The following is a 25,405-nucleotide window of genomic DNA, read 5'->3' on the forward strand; positions in this document are numbered from 1 at the left end:
CAGTGATCACCCTTTCCCTCGCCGAGATCGCCGAAATCGTCGGCGGGCAGCCGCACGACATACCGGATCAGGCAGTCGTCGTCGTCGGCCCCGTCGTCATCGACTCCCGAGAGGTGGAGCACGGCAGTCTGTTCGCCGCGTTCGCCGGGGAGCAGGCCGACGGCCACGACTACGCGCAGCGCGCCGTCGAGGCGGGCGCGGCAGCAGTGCTCGCCGCCCGCCCCGTCGGTGTTCCGGCGATCGTCGTGGACGATGTCGAAGCCGCGCTCGGCACCCTCGCACGTGCCGTCGTGGAACGCCTCGGCACCGCCGTCGTCGCCCTCACCGGCTCCGCGGGCAAGACCTCCACCAAGGACCTGATCGCCCAGATCCTGGCGCGCAAGGCCCCCACAGTCTGGACGCCGGGCTCCTTCAACAACGAGATCGGCCTGCCGCTCACCGCGCTGCGCGCCACCGCGGAGACCCGGCACCTGGTCCTCGAAATGGGTGCCCGAGGCGTCGGCCACATCCGCTACCTCGCCGACCTGACCCCGCCGAGGATCGGTCTGGTCCTCAACGTCGGCACCGCCCACATCGGCGAGTTCGGCAGCCGGGAGGCCATCGCGCAGGCCAAGGGCGAACTGGTCGAGGTCCTCCCCGAGGAGGGCGTCGCCGTCCTCAACGCGGACGACCCCCTCGTGCGCGCCATGGCCTCCCGTACAAAAGCCCGTGTCCTCCTCTTCGGAGAGGCCCCGGATGCGGACGTACGGGGCGAGAAGGTCAGGCTGACCGAGGACGGCCGTCCCGCTTTCGAGCTCCACACACCCACCGGGTGCAGCGACGTGACCTTGCGCCTGTACGGTGAGCACCACGTGTCGAACGCGCTCGCCGCGGCCGCCGTCGCCCATGAGTTGGGCATGTCCGTGACTGAGATCGCCGAGGCGCTCTCCGAAGCGGGCACCCTCTCCCGCTGGCGCATGGAGGTCACCGAGCGTCCGGACGGTGTGACGGTCGTCAATGACGCCTACAACGCGAACCCCGAATCCATGAGAGCCGCACTGCGTGCGCTGGCTGCCATGGGCAAGGCCCGACAGGCCGGAGGGGGGCGCACCTGGGCGGTGCTCGGTCCGATGGCCGAGCTCGGCGAGGCGTCGCTCGCCGAGCACGACGCGGTCGGACGGCTCGCCGTTCGGCTCAACGTCAGCAAGCTCGTCGCTGTCGGAGGAAGAGAAGCCTCCTGGCTGCAACTGGGCGCATATAACGAGGGTTCGTGGGGTGAGGAGTCGGTGCACGTGTCCGACGCACAGGCGGCCGTCGACCTGTTGCGCAGTGAACTGCGCCCGGGAGACGTCGTGCTGGTGAAGGCGTCCCGGTCGGTCGGCCTGGAGAAGGTCGCCCTGGCACTGCTGGAGAACTCGACCGAGGGCGAGGTCGCCGGCCGATGAGGCAGATCCTCTTCGCGGGGGCCATAGGGCTCTTTCTGACCCTGGTCGGTACCCCGCTGCTGATCAAGCTCCTGGCCCGCAAGGGATACGGGCAGTTCATCCGGGACGACGGCCCGCGCACGCATGGCAGCAAGAAGGGCACGCCCACCATGGGCGGCATCGCCTTCATCCTGGCGACGATCATCGCGTACGTCCTGGCGAAGGTGATCACGGGCGAGGACATGCGCTTCTCCGGCGTCCTCGTGCTGTTCCTGATGGCCGGGATGGGGCTCGTCGGCTTCCTCGACGACTACATCAAGATCGTCAAGCAGCGTTCGCTGGGTCTGCGGGCCAAGGCGAAGCTGGCGGGCCAGCTGATCGTCGGTGTCGCCTTCGCGGTGCTCTCGCTCCAGTTCGCCGACTCCAGCGGCAACACCCCCGCCTCCACCCGGCTCTCGTTCGTCGAGGACTTCGGCTGGTCGATCGGCCCGGTGATGTTCTGTGTCTGGGCGCTGTTCATGATCCTGGCGATGTCCAACGGCGTGAACCTGACGGACGGTCTGGACGGCCTGGCCACCGGTGCCTCGGTGATGGTCTTCGGTGCCTACACCTTCATCGGCCTCTGGCAGTTCCAGGAGTCCTGCGCCAACGCGGACACCCTGACCAACCCCAGCGCCTGCTTCCAGGTACGCGACCCGCTCGACCTCGCCGTGGTGGCCTCAGCCCTCATGGGCTCCTGTTTCGGCTTCCTGTGGTGGAACACCTCGCCCGCCAAGATCTTCATGGGTGACACCGGTTCGCTCGCCCTCGGCGGCGCGCTGGCCGGGCTCGCGATCTGCTCCCGTACGGAGTTCCTGATGGCCATCCTCGGTGGCCTCTTCGTGATGATCACCATGTCCGTGGTCATCCAGGTCGGTTCGTTCAAGATGACCGGCAAGCGGGTCTTCCGGATGGCACCGCTCCAGCACCACTTCGAACTCAAGGGGTGGTCCGAAGTCCTTGTCGTGGTCCGCTTCTGGATCATCCAGGGCATGTGCGTGATCGTCGGCCTCGGCCTCTTCTACGCGGGATGGGCAGCCAAGAAGTGAGCGACGTGGACTGGCAGGGCAAGCGCGTCACGGTCGCCGGACTCGGCGTCAGCGGTATCCCCGCGGCCCGTGCCCTGCACCGCCTCGGAGCGCTCGTCACCGTCGTCAACGACGGCGACGACGAGCGCGGCCGTACCCAGGCGGCCGAACTGGAGGCGCACGGCATCACCGTGCGCCTCGGCGACGGCGCGACCCTGCCCGAGTCCACCGAGCTCGTCGTGACCGCCCCCGGCTGGAAGCCGGACAAGCCGCTCTTCCTGGCAGCCGCCGAGGCGGGCGTCCCCATCTGGGGCGACGTCGAACTCGCCTGGCGGCTGCGCGGACTGAACGGCGGGGAGCCGGCCCCCTGGCTCGCGGTCACCGGCACCAACGGCAAGACCACCACCGTACGGATGCTCGCCTCGATCCTCGAAGCGGCCGGGCTGCGCACCGCGGCCGTCGGCAACATCGGCGTCTCGCTGCTGGACGCGGTGCTCGGCGAGGAGACGTACGACGTACTCGCCGTCGAGCTCTCCAGCTACCAGCTGCACTGGGCGCCCTCGGTACGCGCCCACTCCGCGGCCGTGCTCAACCTGGCCCCGGACCACCTCGACTGGCACGGCTCGATGGAGGCGTACACCGCCGACAAGGGCCGGATCTACGAGGGCAACACCGTCGCCTGCGTCTACAACGTCGCCGACCCGGCCACCGAGGACCTGGTGCGCGAGGCCGACGTCGAGGAGGGCTGCCGTGCCATCGGCTTCACCCTCGGCGCCCCCGGTCCCTCGCAGCTCGGCGTGGTCGACGGCATCCTCGTCGACCGCGCCTTCGTGGCGAACCGGCAGAAGCAGGCCCAGGAACTCGCGGAGGTCGGCGACGTCAACCCGCCCGCCCCGCACAACATCGCCAACGCCCTCGCCGCCGCCGCGCTGGCCCGCGCCTTCGGCGTCGAGCCCGCGGCGGTCCGCGACGGTTTGCGGGCCTTCCGCCCGGACGCCCACCGCATCGAGCACGTGGCGGATGTCGGGGACGTCGTGTACGTCGACGATTCCAAGGCCACCAACACCCACGCCGCCGAAGCCTCCCTCGCGGCCTACGACCCGGTCGTCTGGATCGCCGGGGGCCTCGCCAAGGGCGCCACGTTCGACGAGCTGGTGACCGGTGCCGCCAAGCACCTGCGCGGGGTCGTGCTGATGGGCGCCGACCGGGCGCTGATCCGCGAAGCCCTGACGCGACACGCCCCCGAGGTACCGGTGGTCGACCTCGACCGGACCGACACTGGGGCGATGTCCGAGGCGGTCCGGGAAGCGGCACGGCTCGCCCGGCCGGGCGACACCGTACTGCTGGCACCGGCCTGCGCCTCGATGGACATGTTCGCCAACTACAACAAGCGGGGCGAGGCGTTCGCGGACGCGGTCCGCGCACTCGCCGACGAGCGCGACTGACGGGCCCGGCCGCCGCGCCACGGGTGTCCCGGTGCCACCGGGCCGCCCGCGGCACCGCCGCAGGCTCCCGGGCCCGCCACCAGCCCCGGGCACGAGCAGTGGAGGGGACAGCGACAATGCCGGCCGACGAGAGTTCCGCCGCGCGCGGACCGGACCGCGCCCGCGCGAGCGGGGCGCTCAGCCGGGCGCTCACCCCGCGCCTCCTTGCTCCGCCCGCCCCTGCGGGCGCCCCGCCGCCCCTGGGCCTCGCCCTGCGCGGGCGGCTGGCCACCGGCTCCCGGCGGCCCCCGGCGCCCCGCGGCGGCGGCCGTGGCTCCGGAGGCACCAGGACACCGCGCGGCGGCGGTCCGCGCCGACTGTACGAGCAGGCACGCCGGGCCTGGGACCGGCCCCTGACCGCGTACTACCTGATCCTCGGCTCCAGCCTCCTGATCACCGTGCTCGGGCTCGTGATGGTCTACTCCGCCTCGATGATCAAGGCGCTGGACATCGACCGGCCCGCCACCTACTTCTTCCGCAAGCAGTTCCTCGCCGCGGTCATCGGTGCCGGACTGATGCTGATCGCCGCGAAGATGCCCGTGAAGCTCCACCGGGCGCTCGCCTACCCGCTGCTCATGGGCACGGTCTTCCTGATGGTGCTGGTCCAGGTGCCGGGGATAGGGATGTCGGTCAACGGCAACCAGAACTGGATCTATCTCGGCGGCCCCTTCCAGCTCCAGCCCAGTGAGTTCGGCAAGCTCGCGCTCATCCTGTGGGGCGCCGACCTGCTGGCCCGCAAACAGGACAAGCGGCTGCTGACACAGTGGAAGCACATGCTCGTCCCGGTCGTCCCGGTCGCCTTCATGCTGCTCGGGCTGATCATGCTCGGCGGCGACATGGGAACTGCGATCATTCTCACCGCGATCCTGTTCGGCCTGCTCTGGCTGGCCGGTGCGCCGACCCGGCTGTTCGCGGGGGTACTCGCCTTCGCCGGGGTCATCGGATTCCTGCTGATCAAGACCAGCCCGAACCGGATGGCCCGGCTCGAATGCACGGCGTTCAGCGATCCCGGCCCGGACGCCTCCTGCTGGCAGGCCGTACACGGAATCTACGCCCTGGCATCCGGCGGATGGTTCGGTTCCGGGCTGGGGGCGAGTGTGGAAAAATGGGGTCAACTGCCCGAACCACACACCGACTTCATCTTCGCGATCACCGGTGAGGAACTGGGGTTGGCGGGGACGCTGTCGGTGCTCGCCCTGTTCGCGGCTCTAGGCTATGCGGGTATCCGCGTGGCCGGACGCACGGAGGACCCCTTCGTGAGGTACGCCGCGGGAGGTGTGACCACCTGGATCACGGCGCAGGCCGTGATCAACATCGGTGCGGTGCTCGGCCTGTTGCCGATCGCCGGGGTCCCGCTCCCGCTGTTCTCCTACGGAGGGTCGGCTCTGCTGCCGACCATGTTCGCTGTCGGGCTGATGATTGCCTTCGCGCGAGATGATCCCGCCACGAAGGCGGCCCTGGCCATGCGGAGGCCCGGGGTGAGATGGAAGACGATGAGACGGCGCGTCAAGAAGCGTCCGTCCGGAGAGCGGTGAATTTCGGTGCATGTCGTACTCGCCGGTGGGGGGACCGCCGGCCACATCGAGCCCGCGCTTGCCCTCGCAGACGCCCTGCGCAGGCAGGACCCGACCGTGGGAATCACTGCCCTCGGTACGGAACGCGGACTTGAGACCAGGCTCGTACCCGAGCGGGGGTACGAACTGGCGCTGATCCCGGCCGTACCGCTGCCGCGCAAACCCACGCCCGAACTGATCACCGTCCCGGGACGGCTGCGCGGCACGATCAAGGCCGCCGAGCAGATCCTGGAGCGCACCAAGGCGGACTGCGTGGTCGGCTTCGGCGGCTACGTCGCCCTGCCCGGCTACCTCGCGGCCAAACGCGCCGGAGTGCCGATCGTCGTCCACGAGGCCAACGCGCGTCCGGGCCTGGCCAACAAGATCGGTTCGCGGTACGCGCACGGGGTCGCCGTCTCCACCCCGGACAGCAAGCTGCGCGGCGCCCGCTACATCGGCATCCCGCTGCGCCGCACCATCGCCACCCTGGACCGCGCCCGGGTCCGCCCCGAGGCGCGCGCCGCCTTCGGCCTGGACCCCAACCTGCCGACGCTGCTGGTCTCCGGCGGCTCGCAGGGCGCCCGGCACCTCAACGAGGTGGTCCAGCGCGTCGCGCCGCTGCTCCAGCGCTCCGGAATCCAGATCCTCCACGTGGTCGGCCCGAAGAACGAATTGCCGCGCATCGACAACATGCCCGGAATGCCGCCCTATATCCCGGTACCGTATGTGAGCCGGATGGACCTCGCGTACGCCGCGGCCGACATGATGCTCTGCCGCGCGGGCGCGATGACCGTCGCTGAACTCTCCGCCGTCGGGCTTCCCGCCGCCTACGTCCCGCTGCCGATCGGCAACGGCGAACAGCGGCTCAACGCCCAGCCGGTGGTCAACGCGGGCGGCGGCCTGCTGGTGGACGACGCGGCGCTCACCCCCGAGTGGGTGCAGGGCAACGTCCTTCCGGTGCTGTCCGATCCGCACCGGCTGTACGAGATGTCGCGCGCCGCGGCGGAGTTCGGCCGGCGTGACGCCGACGACCTGCTCGTCGGCATGGTGTACGAAGCGATTGCCGCACGCCGCCAGGCGTGAGGCGGTGCGGACCCGGGGCGCGCGCCCCGGGTCCGGTGAAGGAGCGAGCGTGGCCGGAGGGACGACCGCCCAGCGCGGTGCGGGCAAGCGGGCGGACACCCCGGCCCGCCCGCCGCACATCGGCACCGAGAGGCGCCGGCCGAGCCGCCGTACACTGCTGATCCTGATCGCCGTCGCGGTGGCGCTGCTCACCGCGGGCGTCGTCTGGGTGCTCTACGGATCGTCCTGGCTGCGGGTGGAGCGCGTGAGCACCACCGGCGTCGGCGTGCTGACCCGTGCCGAGGTGGAGCGGGCGGCGGCGGTGCCGATCGGGGCGCCGCTGATTTCCGTGGACACGGGGGCCATGGAAAACAGGTTGCGCCAGAAGTTGTCTCGTATCGACAGAGTGGATGTCGTACGGTCATGGCCGCACGGCATCGGCCTTAAAGTGACCGAACGAAAGCCGGTCCTGTTGGTGGAAAAGGGCGCAAAGTTCATTGAAGTGGACGCGAAAGGCGTGCGCTTCGCGACGGTGGACAAAGCGCCCCGGGGCGTACCTCTGCTGAAATTGACACCTGATCAGTCAGCGAGTCTGCGCCGCTTCGGCAGTGACCGACTGTTGCGGGAAGCGGTCCGGGTCGCGGGCGATCTTCCGGGGAACGTTTCCAGGGACACCAAGGTCGTACGGGTCACCTCGTACGACTCGATCTCCTTGGAGCTGACCCGGGGGCGCGTGGTGGCCTGGGGCAGTGGCGAAGAGGGCGCGGTGAAGGCGAGAGTCCTCGCCGCTCTCATGAAAGCCTCTCCCAAAGCGGGGCACTTCGACGTGAGCGCGCCCACCGCCCCTGCGGTTTCGGCGAGTTGACGCACATTTGGCCTGGCCAGCACCCTGGTTGGTCAGCGACACGGGTGATCACATAGGGTGAAAAGAAAAACGGGAGGTTCGGCGTGTTCGTTGAACGTGCGCCACTTGTCGACTTAGTGTCCTGTTCGGAAGAGTCCAAGAAGCAGACACACTGGTAACCCTAAACTTCAACGTTAGGGTTTGGGTCGGCGTTCGGACCGTCCCCATCGGCATCCGTCGTCGCCACGGGAATCCCGTGAAGCGGCGACACGTAACTCGAGGCGAGAGGCCTTCGACGTGGCAGCACCGCAGAACTACCTCGCAGTCATCAAGGTCATCGGTGTCGGCGGCGGTGGTGTCAATGCCATCAACCGAATGATCGAGGTCGGTCTCAAGGGCGTCGAGTTCATCGCGATCAACACTGATGCGCAAGCCCTGTTGATGAGCGACGCCGACGTCAAGCTCGACGTCGGCCGTGAACTCACCCGTGGCCTCGGCGCCGGGGCAAACCCGGCCGTCGGTCGCAAGGCGGCAGAGGACCACCGTGAGGAGATCGAGGAGGTCCTCAAGGGGGCCGACATGGTCTTCGTCACCGCCGGAGAAGGCGGCGGCACCGGCACCGGCGGCGCACCCGTCGTCGCCAACATCGCGCGCTCGCTCGGCGCCCTGACGATCGGCGTGGTCACCCGCCCGTTCACATTCGAGGGCCGGCGACGCGCGAACCAGGCGGAGGACGGCATCGCCGAACTCCGCGAAGAGGTCGACACCCTCATCGTCATTCCCAATGACCGACTGCTGTCCATCTCGGACCGCCAGGTCAGTGTGCTCGACGCGTTCAAGTCGGCCGACCAGGTACTGCTCTCGGGTGTCCAGGGCATCACCGACCTCATCACCACCCCGGGCCTGATCAACCTCGACTTCGCCGACGTCAAGTCGGTCATGTCCGAGGCCGGATCGGCGCTCATGGGGATCGGCTCGGCCCGCGGGGACGACCGCGCGGTGGCCGCCGCGGAGATGGCGATCTCCTCGCCGCTCCTGGAGGCGTCCATCGACGGCGCCCGTGGTGTCCTGCTCTCCATCTCCGGCGGCAGCGACCTCGGTCTCTTCGAGATCAACGAGGCCGCCCAGCTGGTGAGCGAGGCGGCGCACCCCGAGGCGAACATCATCTTCGGCGCCGTCATCGACGACGCGTTGGGCGACGAGGTGCGGGTCACCGTGATCGCCGCGGGCTTCGACGGCGGACAGCCGCCGGCCCGTCGCGAGAACGTCCTGGGGGCCAACTCCAGCAAGCGCGAGGAGCCGGCCACGCCGGTACGGGCCGCCGAGCCCGTGCGCCAGACCGGCGGTCTGGGATCCCTGCCGCTGCGCGAGGAGGCCCCGGCCCAGGCCGAGTCCACCCCGGTGTCGAGCGAGAGCCAGCTTCCGCCGGTCTCGGCTCCGCACGTCCCGCCGGCCCGTCCCTACCAGGACACCCAGGCCGAAGAGCTGGATGTACCGGATTTCTTGAAGTGATAGGTCAGCGTCACGCAGTACCCGCGGTTCACGCGGTGGCCTCCGCGGGTCGCGCGCACTTCGCCTTCACCGACAGGTGGGGCGGAGTGAGCGCCGCTCCGTACGAGGAGCTCAACCTCGGCGGCGCGGTCGGAGACGACCCCGCCGCCGTACGCGCGAACCGCGAGCGCGCCGCCCGTCACCTCGGTCTCGACCCGGCGCAGGTCGTCTGGATGAACCAGGTGCACGGGCGGGACGTGGCCGTGGTGGACGGGCCCTGGGGCGAGACCCCGGAAATCCCGGCCGTGGACGCGGTGGTGACCGCCCGTCGCGGAGTCCCGCTCGCCGTCCTCACCGCCGACTGCACGCCCGTTCTGCTCGCCGACCCGGTCGCCGGAGTCGTCGCGGCGGCGCACGCGGGGCGGCCGGGTCTGGTCGCCGGAGTCGTACCGGCCGCGATCGAGGCCATGATCGGCCTCGGCGCCGAACCCTCCCGTATCACCGCGCACACCGGCCCGGCCGTGTGCGGGCGGTGCTACGAAGTCCCCGAGGGGATGCGGGCGGAGGTCGCGGAGACCGTTCCCGCCTCCTGGTCCGAGACCAGTTGGGGAACACCGGCCGTGGATGTCACCGCCGGAGTGCACGCCCAGCTCGACGCCCTCGGCGTGAGCGACCGGCACAGCTCGCCGTTCTGCACCCTGGAATCGGGCGACCATTTCTCGTACCGCCGCGACCGCACCACGGGGCGGCTCGCCGGATATGTCTGGTTGGACTGATAGGGCATGACGGAACGTAGGGCTCAACTAGCCGAAAATCTGGCACAGGTGGAGGAACGTATTGCTTCCGCTTGTGCAACAGCCGGTCGTAAAAGGGAAGAAGTGACCCTCATTGTGGTCACGAAGACCTATCCCGCGAGCGATGTGCGGATCTTGCATGAACTCGGTGTGCGTCATGTCGCGGAGAATCGCGACCAGGACGCGGCGCCCAAAGCCGCTGCTTGTGCGGATCTGTCGCTGACATGGCACTTTGTCGGACAATTGCAGACGAACAAGGTTCGTTCTGTGGCCAGTTATGCCGATGTCGTGCAGTCGGTGGACCGTACCAAGTTGGTCACAGCGCTGTCCGCTGCCGTGGTGCGCGGCGAGCGTGAACTCGACTGCCTCATCCAGGTCGCCCTGGACGCGGACAGTGGCGAACGGGGTGAGCGCGGCGGTGTCGCGCCGGACGCGATCGAGGAGTTGGCCGCCGCGGTGGACGCCGCGCCGGGGCTCCGGCTCGGCGGTCTGATGACGGTCGCACCCCTCGCCGGCCCGTACGCGGGGCGGCAACGGGCCGCATTCGACCGGCTGATGGAATTCGCGTCCCGCCTGCGCTCCGACCGTCCGGCTGCCACCATGGTCTCCGCGGGGATGAGTGCGGACCTTGAGGATGCCGTAGCGGCCGGAGCGACACATGTACGCGTCGGTACGGCGGTACTCGGAGTCCGACCCAGGCTCGGGTAACGTCGCGAAGCAAGTCGGACCACAGCAGAAAATATGGTCATTCCCGCTCCGAACGGGCAGGCCACAGTGGATCGCGGGCACTTGGTGACGAATGCCGATCCACCACAGAGCGGAGGACTCAGAGCATGGCCGGCGCGATGCGCAAGATGGCGGTCTACCTCGGCCTCGTGGAGGACGATGGGTACGACGGTCCGGGGTTCGACCCCGACGATGAATTCGAACCCGAGCCGGAGCCCGAGCGGGACCGGCGGCGGCATCAGCCCGCGCATCAGGTGGATCGGGAGCGCGAGCGCGAACGGGACGAACCGGTGCGAGTGGTGCAACCACCCGCGCAGCGCGAGCCGGTTCAGCTCCCCGCAGAAAGCGGACGACCCGCCCGAATCGCCCCCGTGGCGTCCATCACACCTGAACGCCCGAACATGGAGAAGAACGCACCGGTGATCATGCCCAAGGTCGTGTCCGAGCGGGAGCCTTACCGCATCACCACGCTTCACCCCAGGACCTACAACGAGGCCCGTACCATCGGGGAACACTTCCGTGAGGGCACTCCGGTGATCATGAATCTCACGGAGATGGACGACACGGATGCGAAGCGACTTGTCGACTTTGCCGCAGGACTCGTCTTCGGTCTCCATGGCAGCATTGAGCGCGTGACGCAGAAGGTGTTCCTGTTGTCGCCTGCTAACGTCGATGTCACGGCGGAGGACAAGGCCCGTATCGCAGAGGGCGGATTCTTCAACCAGAGCTGAGAACACGACACCGGGAACAACCCGGCCGAGAGGCCGGTGCCGGCCGGGAGGCCGGAGTTACGAGAGCCAGGGGAGAGGGAAGCGCGGGAATGGGCGTCGCACGGGATGTGGTCTATATCGCGCTGATGTGTTTCCTCATCGTGCTGATCTTCCGGCTGGTCATGGACTATGTCTTCCAGTTCGCACGTTCATGGCAACCCGGCAAGGCGATGGTGGTCGTTCTTGAGGCCACTTACACTGTCACCGATCCACCGCTCAAGCTCCTGCGGCGGTTCATTCCGCCGCTGCGTCTCGGGGGCGTGGCACTCGACCTGTCCTTCTTCGTTCTGATGATCATCGTCTACATCCTGATCAGAGTTGTGGTCAGGTTGTGAGCGATACGGTCTTGCCGACTGCCGACGACTACGTAGAGGTGAAGAAGAGATGCCGCTGACCCCCGAGGACGTGCGGAACAAGCAGTTCACGACCGTCCGCCTCCGAGAAGGCTATGACGAGGACGAGGTCGATGCCTTCCTCGACGAGGTCGAATCGGAGCTGACCCGTCTGCTCCGTGAGAACGAGGACCTGCGCGCCAAGCTGGCCGCCGCGACGCGTGCCGCCGCGCAGAACCAGCAGCAGCAGGGCATGCGCAAGCCGGAGCCGCAGGACCGGCCCGGTGCGCCCGTTCCCGCCGCCATATCCGGTCCGCCGGTGCAGCAGCAGCCCCCGCAGATGGGTCCGCCCCAGCTGCCCGGTGGCGCGCCGCAGCTGCCCGCCGGTCCCAGTGGCCATGGCCCCCAGGGTGGCCACGGTCCCGGTCCGCAGGGCCCGCACGGCCCCGGACCGATGCAGGGCGGTCCCATGGGTGGCCCGATGGGCGGCCCCATGGGCGGTCATGCCCAGCAGCAGCAGATGCAGCAGATGCAACAGCAGCAGCAGCCGCAGATGCAGCAGCCCGGTCAGGGCCCCGGTGGCGACAGTGCCGCCCGTGTCCTCTCGCTCGCACAGCAGACCGCCGACCAGGCGATCGCGGAGGCCCGTTCCGAGGCCAACAAGATCGTCGGCGAGGCGCGCAGCCGTGCCGAGGGCCTGGAGCGCGACGCGCGTGCCAAGGCCGACGCGCTGGAGCGGGACGCGCAGGAGAAGCACCGCGTGGCGATGGGCTCGCTGGAGTCGGCCCGCGCGACGCTGGAGCGCAAGGTCGAGGACCTGCGGGGCTTCGAGCGCGAGTACCGGACCCGTCTGAAGTCCTACCTGGAGAGCCAGCTGCGTCAGTTGGAGACCCAGGCCGACGACTCGCTGGCTCCGCCGCGGACCCCGGCGACCGCTTCGCTGCCGCCGTCGCCTTCGCTGGCTCCGGCCGGTGCGGGAGCCATGGGTCACCCCATGGGGGGCGGCAACCACGTCGGGCACAGCAGCCAGCAGATGGGCGCCAACGCGTCCATGGGCGGTGCGCCTTCGTACGGTGGCCAGCAGCAGATGTCGCCCGCGATGACGCAGCCGATGGCGCCGGTGCGGCCGCAGGCGCCGCAGCCGATGCAGCAGGCGCCTTCGCCGATGCGTGGGTTCCTGATCGACGAGGACGACAACTGAGCGGTTTGCGCTCGCTGAGCGCGTAGCCGTCGGCAGGCGAAGGGTCGGGTCCTGGGGTTTCCCTGGGGCCCGGCCCTTTGTCGTGGGCGGGTGGGTGTGCGGGGCTGGGGGTGCGGGTGGGGCGCCTGCGGCGGGCTTGGTTCCCCTACTCGCCCCTTCCCGAAACTGGGGCGCTGCCCCCGGCCCCGGTCCTCAATCGCCGGACGGGCTAGAAAAGCGCCCTCAATCGCCGGGCGGGCTGGGGAGGCCGGGTGGGTTGGGGCGGGGTGGGTTGGGGAGGTGTGAGGCGGGCTCGGGAGGGCGGGGTGGGTCGGGGGGTGAGGGGTTGAGTGAGCTTGAGATGCGGCCTCGATCGCCGGACGGGCTGAAATGTGCCCTCAATCGCCGGGCAGGCTCGGGAGGCCGGGCGGGCTGGGGAAGTGCGGGGTGGGTCCGGGAGTTGAGGGGCGAGTGGGCTTGAGATGTGGCCTCAGGTGCCAGGCGGGTTGGGGAGGTGCCGGGCTGGCTCGGGAGGTCGGGTGGGGTGGGCTTGCGGGGTGTTCTCAAGGGGTGGTGGGCATGGGGAAGGGCCCGGCCGGGTGTGGTCCGGGCGGGCCCTTGGGGTGGGTGGGGGAGCTTGGGTTACTGCTCCGTCTTGCGGAGGCGGAATGTGAGGGACAGGCCCTCGTCCTCGAACGGGGTGCCGTACGTGTCGTCCGCCTCGGCCTGTGCGTAGTCCAGGGCCAGGACCTCGTCCTGGATCAGGGGCGCGTGCTCGGTCAGGGCCTCCACCGTGGCGGGGGACGTGGACGTCCAGCGCACCGCGATCCGGTCCGCCACGTCCAGGCCGCTGTTCTTGCGGGCCTCCTGGATCAGGCGGATCGCGTCACGGGCGAGGCCCGCGCGTCGCAGTTCCGGGGTGATCTCCAGGTCCAGGGCGACCGTGGCGCCCGAGTCGGAGGCCACCGACCAGCCCTCGCGCGGTGTCTCGGTGATGATCACCTCGTCGGGGGAGAGGGTGACCGTCTCGCCGTCCACCTCGACCGATGCCGTACCCTCGCGCAGGGCCAGGGAGAGCGCGGCCGCGTCCGTGTCGGCGACGGCCTTGGCCACCGCCTGGACGCCCTTGCCGAACCGCTTGCCCAGGGCGCGGAAGTTGGCCTTCGCCGTTGTGTCGACGAGCGAGCCGCCGACGTCCGAGAGGGAGGCCAGCGAGGTGACGTTCAGTTCCTCGGTGATCTGGGCGCGGAGCTCGGGGGAGAGCGTCTCGAAGCCGGAGGCGCCGACCAGCGCGCGGGACAGCGGCTGGCGGGTCTTGACGCCCGACTCGGCGCGCGTGGCCCGGCCCAGCTCCACCAGGCGGCGCACCAGGGCCATCTGTGTGGAGAGCGCGGGGTCGATCGCCGCCAGGTCCGGCTTCGGCCAGGTGGAGAGGTGCACCGATTCCGGGGCGTCCGGGCTGACCGGCGCGATCAGGTCCTGCCAGACCCGCTCGGTGATGAACGGGGTCAGCGGGGCCATCAGCCGGGTCACCGTCTCGATGACCTCGTGCAGCGTGCGCAGCGCAGCCTTGTCGCCCTGCCAGAAGCGGCGGCGCGAGCGGCGGACGTACCAGTTGGACAGGTCGTCCACGAAGGCGGAGAGCAGCTTGCCGGCGCGCTGGGTGTCGTAACCGTCCAGCGCCTGGGTGACCTGGTCCACCAGCGCGTGGAGTTCGCTGAGCAGCCAGCGGTCCAGGACCGTGCGGTCCGCCGGTGCCGGGTCGGCCGCGGAGGGGGCCCAGTTCGACGTACGGGCGTACAGGGCCTGGAAGGCGACCGTGTTCCAGTACGTGAGGAGGGTCTTGCGGACGACCTCCTGGATGGTGTCGTGGCCCACGCGCCGCGCCGCCCACGGGGAGCCGCCCGCCGCCATGAACCAGCGCACCGCGTCGGCGCCGTGCTGGTCCATCAGCGGGATGGGCTGGAGGATGTTGCCCAGGTGCTTGGACATCTTGCGGCCGTCCTCGGCGAGGATGTGGCCGAGGCACACCACGTTCTCGTACGACGACTTGTCGAAGACCAGCGTGCCCACGGCCATGAGCGTGTAGAACCAGCCGCGGGTCTGGTCGATGGCCTCCGAGATGAACTGCGCCGGGTAGCGGTTCTCGAAGATCTCCTTGTTCTTGTACGGGTAGCCCCACTGCGCGAACGGCATCGAACCCGCGTCGTACCAGGCGTCGATGACCTCGGGGACGCGGTACGCCTCCAGCTGGCAGTTCTCGTGCGAGCAGGTGAACGTGATCTCGTCGATGAACGGACGGTGCGGGTCCAGGTCCGTCCGGTCGGTGCCGGTCAGCTCACCGAGCTCGGCGCGCGAGCCGACACAGGTGAGGTGGTTGTCCTCGCAGCGCCAGATGGGCAGCGGTGTGCCCCAGTAGCGGTTGCGGGACAGCGCCCAGTCGACGTTGTTGTTCAGCCAGTCGCCGAAGCGGCCGTTCTTGACCGACTCGGGGAACCAGTTGGTGTTCTCGTTCTCTTCGAGGAGCCGGTCCTTGATCGCGGTCGTACGGATGTACCAGGACGGCTGCGCGTAGTAGAGCAGCGCGGTGTGGCAGCGCCAGCAGTGCGGGTAGCTGTGCTCGTACGGGACGTGGCGGAACAGCTTGCCGCGGGCGGCCAGGTCCTCGGTGAGCGCTTCGTCGGCCTTCTTGAAGAAGACGCCGCCGATCAGCGGCAGGTCTTCCTCGAAGGTTCCGTCGGGGCGGACCGGGTTCACGACCGGGAGGCCGTAGGAGCGGCAGACGACGAGGTCGTCGGCGCCGAAGGCGGGGGACTGGTGGACCAGACCCGTACCGTCCTCGGTCGTCACGTAGTCGGCGTTGACGACGTAGTGGGCCTCGGCCGGGAAGTCGACCAGGGTGAACGGGCGCTCGTAGGTCCAGCGCTCCATCTCGGCGCCGGTGAACGACTCGCCGGTGGTCTCCCAGCCCTCGCCGAGGGCCTTCTCCAGCAGGGGCCGCGCGACGACGAGCTTCTCCTCGCCGTTCGTCGCGACGACGTAGGTGACCTCGGGGTGTACGGCGACGGCGGTGTTGGAGACCAGGGTCCAGGGCGTGGTCGTCCAGACCAGGAGCGCGGCATCGCCGGCCAGCGGGCCGCTCGTCAGCGGGAAGCGTACGAAGACCGACGGGTCGACGACCGTCTCGTAGCCCTGCGCCAGCTCGTGGTCGGAGAGCCCGGTGCCGCAGCGCGGGCACCAGGGGGCGACCCGGTGGTCCTGGACCAGCAGGTCCTTGTTGAAGATCTCCTTCAGCGACCACCACACGGAGTCGATGTACTCGGGGTCCATCGTGCGGTACGCGTCGTCCAGGTCGACCCAGTACCCCATCCGGGTCGTCAGCTCGGCGAAGGCGTCGGTGTGCCGGGTCACGGATTCGCGGCACTTGGCGTTGAACTCGGCGATGCCGTACGCCTCGATGTCGTTCTTGCCGTTGAAGCCCAGCTCCTTCTCGACCGCGAGCTCGACCGGCAGGCCGTGGCAGTCCCAGCCGGCCTTGCGGCCGACGTGGTAGCCCTGCATGGTGCGGAAGCGGGGGAAGACGTCCTTGAAGACGCGGGCCTCGATGTGGTGCGCGCCGGGCATGCCGTTGGCGGTGGGCGGGCCCTCGTAGAAGACCCACTCCGGGCGGCCCTCGGACTGTTCGAGGCTCTTGGCGAAGATCTTGCTGTCCTGCCAGAAGTCGAGCACGGCGTGCTCCAGCGCGGGCAGGTCGATCTGGGCGGGTACCTGGCGGTACTGCGGCGATGTCATGTGCGGGCTTCCTCCGGCGGACGTTTTCCACTTCCGTCGGAGGGACGAGAGCATGTCGCTCCCGCGGTACCACCCTCCTTGGCCCCGGGCGTGTGCCCTTGGCCCCCTCATTGGGGTCGCGATGCCGGGTCTACTGGCCTTGCGGCGTTCTTCCGACGGCTCCGGGTGATCTTCACGACGCGCTCGCCCCCCGGGCTTCCACCGTCCCCGGGTCGCTGCTGGCTGCGTACGACGCTACTCGTCCCATCCATGCCTCTCGCTGAGGCCAGTGTACGGGCCCGTACGGGCGACGGCCGACCGGTTCAACCGCGGCCCCGGGTATGACCCGAATGGCCAGAGGGGGGCGGACGGACTTTCCGGCCCGTGGCGGGGGCGGATTACCGGGCGGGGAGCTGGGCACAACGGAGGCAAGCGCGCCACGACCCGGGCACAGGGAGGGGCGAACGGCGGCGTGCCCCGTTGCCGCGGAGCTGGGGTCGATTTATCGTCCCAGCACGATTCGCGTGCAAGATCACAATATGTGAAGGGGCCGCGGCCATGGTGGCGAAGAAGACGGCGAAAGAGACCGTGGAGACCGTGGCCGAGAAGGAGGCCGCCAGGACGCCACCGGCCAAGAAGGCGGCGGCGAAGAAGACGGCCGCGAAGAAGGCCCCGGCGAAGAAGGCGGCGGCGAAGAAGACCGCGGCCGGGGCGGCGGCGGGGAAGAAGACGGCGGCCAGGAAGGCGCCGGCGAAGAAGAGCGCGGTCAAGAAGGCTTCGAAGAAGGCCGCAGCGGCGGCCATGGGGGCGGCCCAGGCCGCCGAGCAGACGGGAGCCACCACGGTGGTAGCCAAGAAGAGCGCGGGTCGGACCACAGCTGCCGGAAAGGGGGCGGCGGCGGTGCCGCAGGCCCGCGCGGCCGCTGCGACCGCGCCCGGCGAGCTGGCGGTACGGCCCGGGGAGGACCCCTGGACGCCCGAGGAGGTCACCGAGGCGCGCACGGAGCTGACCAGCGAGGTCATGCGGCTGCGGAGCGAGCTGGAGGCATCGGGGGCCGCGCTGGCCGGACTGATGCGGGACTCCGGCGACGGCGCGGGCGACGACGAGGCGGACACCGGAACGAAGAACATCACCCGCGAGCACGAGCTGTCGCTCGCCGCCAACGCGCAGGAGATGCTGGAGCAGACCGAGCGGGCCCTGGCCCGGCTGGAGGCGGGGACGTACGGACTCTGCGAGATCTGCGGCAAACCGATCGGGAAGGCACGGATGCAGGCATTTCCCCGGGCCACCCTGTGCGTGGAGGACAAACAGAAGCAGGAGCGACGCGGCTGATCCGCCGGGGTGTGTCGTACCCTCGTCCTCAGTCAGGCACCTAGGTTGAGGGACTCACGTGGCAGAGGCGGAGCGCATCATCGGTACGCCGGATATCCCTGATGCAGGGGGGGCCGACGGGGTCGAGCCCCCGAAGGCCGCCGACGGCACGGTCGTGGGCTCGGCCGAGAGCACCGTCGAGGGCGACGGCTCCGGCGGGAGCGGCAGCACGGCCCAGGACAGGGGCAAGCGGAAGATCCTGGTCCTCTTCGCCGTGGCCGTCGTCGCCTATCTGCTGGACCTGACCACCAAGATGATCGTGGTCGCGAAGCTGGAGCACCAGGAGCCCATCGAGATCTTCGGCGACTGGCTGAAGTTCAACGCGATCCGGAACGCGGGTGCCGCGTTCGGGATCGGCGAGGCGTTCACGGTGATCTTCACCGTGATCGCCGCCGGTGTGATCGTCGTCATCGCCCGGCTCGCCCGCAAGCTCTACAGCCTGCCGTGGGCCATCGCGCTGGGACTGCTGCTCGGCGGTGCGCTCGGCAATCTCACCGACCGCATCTTCCGTGCGCCCGGCGTGTTCAAGGGCGCGGTGGTCGACTTCATCGCCCCCGCGCACTTCGCGGTCTTCAACCTCGCCGACTCCGCGATCGTCTGCGGCGGCATCCTGATCGTGATCCTTTCCTTCAAGGGGCTTGACCCCGACGGCACCGTGCACAAGGACTAGCAGGCGCAAGGCATACTCGACAGGTGAGTACGCATCCCGAGATCCGCACCCTGCCCGTACCCGATGGCCTGGAAGGCGAGCGTGTCGACGCCGCCATCTCCCGGATGTTCGGTTTCTCCCGCACCAAGGCCGCAGAGCTGGCCGCCGCCGGGAAGGTCCAGGTGGACGGTGCGGTGGCCGGGAAGTCCGAGCGGGTGCACGGTGGCGCCTGGCTGGAAGTGGAGATGCCGCAGGCACCCGCTCCGGTCCAGATCGTCGCCGAGCCCGTCGAGGGCATGGAGATCGTGCACGACGACGACGACATCGTCGTGATCGTGAAGCCGGTCGGCGTCGCCGCCCACCCGAGCCCCGGCTGGACCGGGACCACGGTCATCGGCGGCCTCGCGGCGGCCGGATACCGGATCTCGACCTCCGGTGCCGCCGAGCGCCAGGGCATCGTGCACCGCCTGGACGTCGGCACCTCGGGGCTGATGGTCGTCGCCAAGTCGGAGCGCGCCTACACCCTGCTCAAGGCCCAGTTCCGCGACCGGGTCGTCGAGAAGAAGTACCACGCCCTCGTGCAGGGCCACCCGGACCCGATGAGCGGCACCATCGACGCCCCCATCGGCCGCCACCCCAACCACGACTACAAGTGGGCGGTCACGGCCGAGGGCAAGCCGTCCATCACGCACTACGACCTGATCGAGGCGTACCGGTCCGCGAGCCTGCTCGACATCAAGCTGGAGACGGGCCGCACGCACCAGATCCGGGTGCACATGTCGGCCCACCGCCACCCCTGCGTCGGGGACCTCACCTACGGTGCCGACCCGACCCTGGCCAAGCGCCTCGGCCTGACCCGGCAGTGGCTGCACGCCGTGCGCCTCGGTTTCGAGCACCCCTCCGACGGCAGCTGGGTGGAGTTCTCCAGCGGCTACCCGGACGACCTCCAGCAGGCCCTCGACACGATCGTGGCGGAGAGCGAGTGACCACCGGGCCCGCCCCGTACACCACCCGCAGGGCTCTCGACGACGGCGATCTGGCGGCCTGCTTCCAGGTCCGCAAGGACGTCTTCGTCGGTGAGCAGCAGGTGCCCGAGGAGATCGAGTACGACGCCCACGACGCAGGTGCGGTACATGTCCTCGCCCGCGCGGCGGACGGCTCGGCGCTCGGTACGGGACGGCTGCTGCACGGCGCCGCCGCGGCGGACCGGACCGGCGGTGACCTCACGGTCGGCGCGCTGGGCAGGCTCGCCGTGACCCGGACGGCGCGCGGGCTCGGCGTCGGCGCCGCACTGGTGCGCGCCATCGAGGACGAGGCGCGCACGCTGGGCCTGGGCGCCGTCGATCTGCACGCCCAGACCCATGCCCTCGGTTTCTACGAGCGGCTCGGGTATGTGGCCTACGGCCCCGAGTTCCCGGACGCGGGCATCGCCCACCGGGCGATGCGCCGCACGCTCTGAGCGGACCTCCGTACCTCAGTCCGAGTCCGGCAGCCCCCAGCGTGTCCACGCGCCGTTCGACGGCACCTCGCGCGGACCGGTCTCCGGACGGCGCGCACCGCGCGGGGTGATCAGCACGGTGCCCCCGCGCGGCACGTCCAGCGTGATCCGGCCGGGGCCGGTCTCCCGTCGGCGCACGGGATGCCCGCGCCCGTCCCGTACGTCGATCTCGCCCTTCACCGAGTGCTCCAGCGTCAGCGGCGCGCCCGCCTCGCTGCGCACCCGTACCCAGCGGGTGAGACCGCCCGAGCGGTCCGCGTCCACCAGGAACGCGCCCTGGGTGCGCAGTGAGGCGATCGACGCGTCCGCCCACCGCCGCGAGAGGGACGGAAAGACCTTCACCACCCCGTCGTGTCCCTGCACCACCATGTCGAGCATCGACTGGGCGGCGGACAGCGGGCTCTCCAGGGCGAGGTTGCGCCCCTCCCGGTACATCGTGTTCACCGTCATCGCGCAGTCGGCGGCCACGTTCAGGTCGGTGAAGAAGGTCAGGAAGTCGAGCGCCTTCTCCGGCTCGTCCATCACGGAGTACATGGACGACGCCGTGGCGTAGCTGTACCCGTGCCACAGCTCCCGCATGGACACCCAGTGGTCCATGCTGCGCCGCATGACGGCGCGGTCCGGCGCGCGGTCCCAGTTCCGCTCGCGCAGGGGGTGGAGCCAGAGCAGATGGGAGTGGTGGCGGTGCGACGCGGCGAGCGGCACGTCCTTGCCGATCATGACTCCGGCCGCCGGGTCCTCGGCGTACGGGGTGAGACGCCGGTCGATGTCCCGCCAGTGCCCCAGCCGGGGGTCGTCGTGGCGCAGCAGCTCCGCCGATCCGATGAGCGTGCGCACGCCCCAGCGGATGAGCGAGAGGTCGTACGTGCAGTCCGCGGCGTCGGCGTACTCGGGGGAGCGGGTGGTGAGCAGATGCAGCCGGCCGTCGGAGCCCTCGCGCAGGAAGTGGGCGTAGAACGTGATCGCCTTCGCGAGGATCGGATACACCACGTCGCGCAGGACGGCCGGGTCCATCGAGTGCCGGTAGGCCAGCCAGACGTGGTGCAGGGCCCAGGTGAGGTTCCCGAAGTTGTCGGAGATCCGGTCCGAGCCCGGTATCCCGACGTCGTAGGTGTCGCCCGCGCGCAGCCGCCAGTCGGAGGGGTGGCCGAGGGCGTAGCTCTCCCCGTCGCGGTACGCGGCCGGGACGGAGGCGGGCAGGTTGTGCTCGAAGCGGCGCAGGGCGTGGGTCACCGAGTCGAGTTCGGGGTGGTTGGAGCCGTGGACCGGTGCCATGCCGATCTGGACGTTGAGGTTCCACCAGACCGCGGTCCAGTTGTTCCCGACCTCCGGGAACCAGGGGCCCCATTCGGAGATGACCGGACCCCGGGCGCGGGTCGCCGAGGCGAGCTTGTAGAGCTGGGTGACGTAGAAACTCTGCAGCCGCTTGTCCGGTACGGACAGGAAGCTGCGCCGGTAGTAGGCGTGCCACCAGTCGCGGTGGCGGTCCACCAGCCGGTCCGGGTCGGTGGCGAGGGTGCGGTCCACGGCCCGTAGCGCGGCCGCGGTCGCCTCGGCCGCCTTGCCGGGGAAGCGGTACACGAGGTGCGCGGCGAGCAGCCGTCCGGTGCCCTCGCGGCGCTCGCGCCACGCGGTGCTCCAGCCGCCGCCCGCGAGCAGCGGCTGCTCGACGAAGCCGTCGCCCACCCGCGGGGCGGGGTTGGGGGTGTAGTCCGCGGGCCTGCCGCTGGTACGTGTGGTGGCGGCGGGCAGCCACTGGAAGGTCCAGGCGGCGGCCTCCTCGCCCGCCGTCGGCCGGGTGGAGAGCAGCAGCGCACCGGTGTCGTTGTGGATGAGGGCGCAGAACGCGAGGCTGCCGCGGGTGGTGGTGACGGTGCCGCGCAGCTCCGCGTCGTACAGGTCGAGCGTCCAGTCGACGGCCGTGATCTCTCCGGCGAGCGTGAGCGTGAAGTACCCGACGGGGAGCCGGGAGTAGCCGATGCCGCCGCGCCACTGCCCGCGCTGGTCCTGTACCTGACTGTGGCTCAGCATCAGCTTCAGGGTGTTCGGGGTCGCGCCCGCGTACAACTGGGCGCCCAGATAGCCGTTGGCCAGGAACGGGGCCTCCTGCCAGCCCGTGGGGAGCCGTCGCCAGGTCATGGCCGCCGCACGGACGGTGTTCTCGTACGGGTCCCAGGAGGCCGGGCCGGCCGCGTCGGCGGGCGGGGACGCCCAGGCCGTAGGGGAGCCGGCGAGCCAGAGGGCGGTGGTTCCGGCGGCCGTGGTGGAGACGAAACGCCTTCGGGAGAACTCGGTCATGTGGGCCTCTCCTGCCGGTCATATACGTGTCGGTGGTTCGCGTGCCTGAACCGTGCCCGCCGCATACTGCCCCCCTCGGCAGGTCGGCGGAAGAGGTGCGACGGCAAAGACATCGGAGGAATGCGGCGCCAAGAGGGCGGACGGAGGGGGGTGTTGCCTGATTTGCAGGCATTGCATGGCAGGGTGGAAGCCCCGATCGACCGATCACCGCTCGACTTCGCACGCCCCGGAAGGCACATCGTGGACCAAATGGCACTGCTGCTCCTGCTCCTGCTCGGAGCCGTGGTCACGGTGCCGTTGGGGGAGCGGCTGGGCCTCCCGGCGCCGGTGCTGATGACGCTCGCCGGGATCGCGATGGCGTTCACCAGCTTCGTACCGAATGTCGACATCCCGCCGGAGATCATCCTTCCCGCGCTGTTGCCGCCGCTGCTCTACGCCGCCGTGCAGCGCACCTCCTGGCGGCAGTTCGCCGCCAACAGACGACCGATCTTTCTGCTGGCCGTGGCGCTGGTCTTCGTCACCACGGCAGCGGTCGCCGCGGTCGCCAACTCGATCGTCCCCGGGCTGCCCATCGCCGCCGCGGTCGCCCTCGGCGCGCTCGTCGCCCCGCCCGACCCGGTCGCCGCGACGGCCGTCGCGGGCTCGGTCGGACTGCCGCGCAGGCTGGTCTCGATCCTGGAGGGCGAGGGGCTGTTCAACGATGTGACCGCGATCGTGCTCTACCACGTGGCGATCGCCGCCGCGGTGAGCGGGACCTTCTCGCTGCCCGAGGCCATCGGACTGCTCATCCTGTCCGCCGTCGTCGCGGTGGTCGTCGGGCTCGCGCTCGGCTGGCTCACCATCAAACTGATGGGCATCCTGGGGGACGCCACTCTTCAGGTCGGCCTCTCCCTGCTCGTGCCGTTCGTGAGTTACGTCCTCGCGGAGGAGCTGATGGGGTCGGGCGTGCTCGCGGTCCTGACCACGGCACTCTTCCTCGCCGAGCACACCGCGGACGCCGACGACGTCCTCGGACGCCTCACCGGACATACCTTCTGGGAGATCGTCGACACCCTCGTCACCGGTGTCGCCTTCGGGCTGATCGGCCTCGAACTCCACAGCGTCTTCGGCACGGCCGACGGGCGCGAACTGGAGATGGTGGGCTGGGGCCTCGCGATCGTCGTGGTGGTCGTCGGCGTACGGCTGCTGTGGCTGCTGCCCGCGACCTGGCTCGCCAAGCGGCTGCACAAACGGCGGGACGTCAGCGAGGAGATCCCCACCAGCTGGCGGGAGACCGTCGTCATGTGGTGGGCCGGGATGCGCGGGGTGGCCTCGGTCGCGCTGGCGCTGGCGATCCCGCTGGAGACGGACGACGGGAAGCCGTTCCCCGGCCGTGACGAGATCATCTTCATCGCGTTCGCCGTCATCATGGCGACCCTCGTCTTCCAGGGGCTCACGCTGCCCTGGCTGGTGCGCAAGCTAGGCGTGCGCGCCGACACGGACGCCGAGGAGGCCCTGGAACGGGACCTCGCGATCCGCGCCGCCAAAGCCGCCAAACACCGGCTCAAGGAGATCCAGGAGGTCGAGGACTTCCCGGAGGACGTCATCGAGCGGCTGCAGCGCGCGGCGTACGACATCGGGGCGCGGATCAGCCCGGACATGGTCGACGAGGAGCGGCGCGAGGCGTACGCGAAGCGCGCGGACCGGTTCAGGGCGGTCAGCCGCGTCCAGCGCGAGATGATGTCGGCCGCCCGCCACGCGGTGCTCTCCGCGCGCAGCGAACCGGGCGCCGACCCCGAGGTGGTCGACCGGGTGCTGCGCTACCTGGACGTACGCAGCCTGCGCTGAGGCACGCCGGAGCGCGGGAAGGGCACGGGAGGGTGCGGGAGGCGCGGGGCGCGCGGCGCATGACGGAGACGTACGCGGGGCACGGGGTGTGAGCGGGCGTGGCCCGCGCGGTGTCAGCCGCGCCCCGTCCGCGGAGCCCTGCTGTCGCCGGTCCCCGCACCGGGACCGCTGCCGTTGCGGCCGGTCTCCCCGGCGGCCCAGGCGGCCCCGGTCAGCTCCGCCCACCGCTCGCCCGGCGGAAGCACCGCGGGCGAGGTGGCGATCCGCGGCAGCGCGTACGGATGGTGATCCCGCAGCCAGCCGACCAGCTGCTCCCGTACCGCGCAGCGCACCGTCCAGATGTCGTCCGCGTCCTTCGCCGTGACCACGGCCCGCACCTGGATCGTCGACGGGGTGGTGTCGGTGACCGCGAGCGACCAGTCACGGCCGTCCCACGCGGCGCACTCGCCGAGGATGTCGCGCAGCCGCTCACGCATCGCGGCCACCGGCGCCGAGTGGTCGAGGTGGAGGAAGACCGTGCCGGTCATCTGGACCCCGCCGCGCGACCAGTTCTCGAACGGCTTGCTGGTGAAGTACGAGACGGGCATCGTGATCCGCCGCTCGTCCCAGGTCCGTACCGCGAGGAAGGTCAGCGTGATCTCCTCGACGGTGCCCCACTCGCCGTCCACCACCACCGTGTCGCCGATCCGCACCATGTCCCCGAACGCGATCTGCAGCCCGGCGAAGAGGTTGCCGAGCGTGGACTGGGCGGCGACACCCGCGACGATGCCCAGCACACCCGCGGAGGCGAGCATCGAGGTGCCGACCGTCCGCATCGCGGGGAACGTCAGCAGCATCGCCGCGACGGCGACGGTCGCCACGACGGCGGTGACCACGCGCTGGATCAGCGTCACCTGCGTACGCACCCGGCGCACCCGGGCCGGATCACGGGTCGCCGCCGTGTAGCGCGCGTACGACGCCTCGATGACCGTCGCCGCGACCCGCACCACCAGCCACGCCGACGCGGCGATCAGCGCGAGGGTGAGGACCTGGCCGATACCGGCCCGATGATCGTTCACCAGGCCGAGCCGGGCGTGACCGAAGGTGGCTCTCAGCAGGGCGGTGCAGAGCACCAGCTGCACGGGGAGCCGGCAGCGGCGCAACAGACCCCACAGGGGGGTGTCGTGATGGCGGCTGTCGGCCCGCCGCAGCAGCAGATCGACCAGCCAGCCGACCAGCAGGGTGATCACCACGGAACCGCCGACGACGATCAGCGGGCGCAGGACGTACTCCATTGCCTCGTCCT

The 25,405-nt window shown here is 70.2% G+C and carries 20 protein-coding genes; 17 read left to right on the forward strand and 3 right to left on the reverse strand.

The window, feature by feature from the left end:
- Positions 1 to 2 precede the first annotated feature (2 nt).
- The 12 genes from murF to OG413_RS21860 all read left to right on the forward strand — a co-directional run bounded on the left by murF (position 3) and on the right by OG413_RS21860 (position 12,727).
- On the forward strand, positions 3 to 1,424 hold the full coding sequence (murF, locus tag OG413_RS21805; protein WP_266807966.1) for a UDP-N-acetylmuramoyl-tripeptide--D-alanyl-D-alanine ligase: 1,422 nt from the start codon (positions 3 to 5) through the stop codon (positions 1,422 to 1,424).
- Positions 1,421 to 2,491, forward strand: a complete 1,071-nt coding sequence (gene mraY / locus OG413_RS21810) for a phospho-N-acetylmuramoyl-pentapeptide-transferase (protein ID WP_073725268.1) — start codon at positions 1,421 to 1,423, stop codon at positions 2,489 to 2,491. The genes murF and mraY overlap by 4 nt, the downstream gene beginning before the upstream one ends.
- Positions 2,473 to 3,915 (forward strand): UDP-N-acetylmuramoyl-L-alanine--D-glutamate ligase, encoded by a 1,443-nt coding sequence (murD, locus tag OG413_RS21815; RefSeq protein WP_266807968.1) that lies wholly within the window; start codon positions 2,473 to 2,475, stop codon positions 3,913 to 3,915. Before mraY ends, murD begins: the two co-directional genes overlap by 19 nt.
- 116 nt (positions 3,916 to 4,031) lie before the next feature.
- A complete protein-coding gene (gene ftsW, locus OG413_RS21820) occupies positions 4,032 to 5,489 on the forward strand; it encodes a putative lipid II flippase FtsW (RefSeq protein WP_266807970.1) in 1,458 nt (485 codons plus the stop codon).
- Positions 5,490 to 5,495: 6 nt separating this feature from the next.
- A complete protein-coding gene (murG, locus tag OG413_RS21825; protein ID WP_073725270.1) occupies positions 5,496 to 6,590 on the forward strand; it encodes an undecaprenyldiphospho-muramoylpentapeptide beta-N-acetylglucosaminyltransferase in 1,095 nt (364 codons plus the stop codon).
- Positions 6,591 to 6,639: 49 nt separating this feature from the next.
- On the forward strand, positions 6,640 to 7,434 hold the full coding sequence (locus OG413_RS21830; RefSeq protein WP_266807973.1) for a cell division protein FtsQ/DivIB: 795 nt from the start codon (positions 6,640 to 6,642) through the stop codon (positions 7,432 to 7,434).
- Between the two features lie 276 nt (positions 7,435 to 7,710).
- Positions 7,711 to 8,925, forward strand: a complete 1,215-nt coding sequence (ftsZ, locus tag OG413_RS21835) for a cell division protein FtsZ (RefSeq protein ID WP_266807975.1) — start codon at positions 7,711 to 7,713, stop codon at positions 8,923 to 8,925.
- The gene (gene pgeF / locus OG413_RS21840) at positions 8,922 to 9,680 is read left to right on the forward strand and encodes a peptidoglycan editing factor PgeF (RefSeq protein WP_266807977.1); all 759 of its coding nucleotides are present in this window, start codon (positions 8,922 to 8,924) and stop codon (positions 9,678 to 9,680) included. Before ftsZ ends, pgeF begins: the two co-directional genes overlap by 4 nt.
- A gap of 6 nt (positions 9,681 to 9,686) precedes the next feature.
- On the forward strand, positions 9,687 to 10,406 hold the full coding sequence (locus OG413_RS21845) for a YggS family pyridoxal phosphate-dependent enzyme (RefSeq protein ID WP_266807979.1): 720 nt from the start codon (positions 9,687 to 9,689) through the stop codon (positions 10,404 to 10,406).
- Positions 10,407 to 10,531: 125 nt separating this feature from the next.
- Positions 10,532 to 11,155 carry a cell division protein SepF gene (locus OG413_RS21850; RefSeq protein WP_266807981.1) on the forward strand — a complete coding sequence of 208 codons (624 nt, stop codon included), beginning with the start codon at positions 10,532 to 10,534 and terminating at the stop codon, positions 11,153 to 11,155.
- Between the two features lie 89 nt (positions 11,156 to 11,244).
- Positions 11,245 to 11,529: a YggT family protein gene (locus tag OG413_RS21855; RefSeq protein ID WP_073725276.1), complete on the forward strand. Its 285-nt coding sequence runs from the start codon at positions 11,245 to 11,247 to the stop codon at positions 11,527 to 11,529.
- A gap of 49 nt (positions 11,530 to 11,578) precedes the next feature.
- On the forward strand, positions 11,579 to 12,727 hold the full coding sequence (locus tag OG413_RS21860) for a DivIVA domain-containing protein (RefSeq protein ID WP_266807983.1): 1,149 nt from the start codon (positions 11,579 to 11,581) through the stop codon (positions 12,725 to 12,727).
- Between the two features lie 621 nt (positions 12,728 to 13,348).
- Here the strand turns inward: OG413_RS21860 and ileS are convergent.
- Positions 13,349 to 16,498 (reverse strand): isoleucine--tRNA ligase, encoded by a 3,150-nt coding sequence (gene ileS, locus OG413_RS21865; protein WP_266807985.1) that lies wholly within the window; start codon positions 16,496 to 16,498, stop codon positions 13,349 to 13,351.
- Positions 16,499 to 17,035: 537 nt separating this feature from the next.
- On the opposite strand from ileS, the gene OG413_RS21870 reads away from it, so the two are divergent.
- Genes OG413_RS21870 through OG413_RS21885 form a run of 4 tightly spaced genes read left to right on the forward strand, consistent with a single transcriptional unit; the run spans position 17,036 to position 19,956 of the window.
- The gene (locus OG413_RS21870; protein ID WP_266807987.1) at positions 17,036 to 17,809 is read left to right on the forward strand and encodes a TraR/DksA C4-type zinc finger protein; all 774 of its coding nucleotides are present in this window, start codon (positions 17,036 to 17,038) and stop codon (positions 17,807 to 17,809) included.
- Between the two features lie 58 nt (positions 17,810 to 17,867).
- On the forward strand, positions 17,868 to 18,518 hold the full coding sequence (gene lspA / locus OG413_RS21875; protein WP_266807988.1) for a signal peptidase II: 651 nt from the start codon (positions 17,868 to 17,870) through the stop codon (positions 18,516 to 18,518).
- A 23-nt stretch (positions 18,519 to 18,541) separates the two neighbouring features.
- Complete coding sequence (locus OG413_RS21880; RefSeq protein WP_073725281.1) at positions 18,542 to 19,483, forward strand: RluA family pseudouridine synthase; 942 nt, start codon at positions 18,542 to 18,544, stop codon at positions 19,481 to 19,483.
- Entirely contained in the window at positions 19,480 to 19,956 is a 477-nt protein-coding gene (locus tag OG413_RS21885; RefSeq protein ID WP_266807990.1) for a GNAT family N-acetyltransferase, read from the forward strand. The genes OG413_RS21880 and OG413_RS21885 overlap by 4 nt, the downstream gene beginning before the upstream one ends.
- A gap of 15 nt (positions 19,957 to 19,971) precedes the next feature.
- On the opposite strand, the gene OG413_RS21890 is transcribed toward OG413_RS21885, so the two are convergent.
- Positions 19,972 to 22,293 carry a glycoside hydrolase family 95-like protein gene (locus tag OG413_RS21890; protein WP_266807992.1) on the reverse strand — a complete coding sequence of 774 codons (2,322 nt, stop codon included), beginning with the start codon at positions 22,291 to 22,293 and terminating at the stop codon, positions 19,972 to 19,974.
- 240 nt (positions 22,294 to 22,533) lie between these two features.
- Here OG413_RS21890 and OG413_RS21895 point away from each other — a divergent pair, with 240 nt between their 5' ends.
- Positions 22,534 to 24,120, forward strand: coding sequence for a Na+/H+ antiporter (locus OG413_RS21895; RefSeq protein WP_266807994.1), 1,587 nt, complete (start codon positions 22,534 to 22,536; stop codon positions 24,118 to 24,120).
- Positions 24,121 to 24,233: 113 nt separating this feature from the next.
- On the opposite strand, the gene OG413_RS21900 is transcribed toward OG413_RS21895, so the two are convergent.
- Entirely contained in the window at positions 24,234 to 25,394 is a 1,161-nt protein-coding gene (locus tag OG413_RS21900) for a mechanosensitive ion channel family protein (protein ID WP_266810289.1), read from the reverse strand.
- Between the last annotated feature and the right edge of the window lie 11 nt (positions 25,395 to 25,405).

The organism is Streptomyces sp. NBC_01433, from assembly GCF_026340105.1.
In the GTDB taxonomy this organism is placed as follows: Bacteria; Actinomycetota; Actinomycetes; order Streptomycetales; family Streptomycetaceae; genus Streptomyces.

Coding starts and splice junctions, on each gene's coding strand:
- mraY (WP_073725268.1), top strand. CDS start 1,421: ATGAGGCAGATCCTCTTCGCGGGGGCCATAGGGCTCTTTCTGACCCTG.
- murD (WP_266807968.1), top strand. CDS start 2,473: ATGGGCAGCCAAGAAGTGAGCGACGTGGACTGGCAGGGCAAGCGCGTC.
- ftsW (WP_266807970.1), top strand. CDS start 4,032: ATGCCGGCCGACGAGAGTTCCGCCGCGCGCGGACCGGACCGCGCCCGC.
- OG413_RS21845 (WP_266807979.1), top strand. CDS start 9,687: ATGACGGAACGTAGGGCTCAACTAGCCGAAAATCTGGCACAGGTGGAG.
- OG413_RS21850 (WP_266807981.1), top strand. CDS start 10,532: ATGGCCGGCGCGATGCGCAAGATGGCGGTCTACCTCGGCCTCGTGGAG.
- OG413_RS21855 (WP_073725276.1), top strand. CDS start 11,245: ATGGGCGTCGCACGGGATGTGGTCTATATCGCGCTGATGTGTTTCCTC.
- OG413_RS21860 (WP_266807983.1), top strand. CDS start 11,579: ATGCCGCTGACCCCCGAGGACGTGCGGAACAAGCAGTTCACGACCGTC.
- ileS (WP_266807985.1), bottom strand. CDS start 16,498: ATGACATCGCCGCAGTACCGCCAGGTACCCGCCCAGATCGACCTGCCC.
- OG413_RS21870 (WP_266807987.1), top strand. CDS start 17,036: ATGGTGGCGAAGAAGACGGCGAAAGAGACCGTGGAGACCGTGGCCGAG.
- OG413_RS21890 (WP_266807992.1), bottom strand. CDS start 22,293: ATGACCGAGTTCTCCCGAAGGCGTTTCGTCTCCACCACGGCCGCCGGA.
- OG413_RS21900 (WP_266810289.1), bottom strand. CDS start 25,394: ATGGAGTACGTCCTGCGCCCGCTGATCGTCGTCGGCGGTTCCGTGGTG.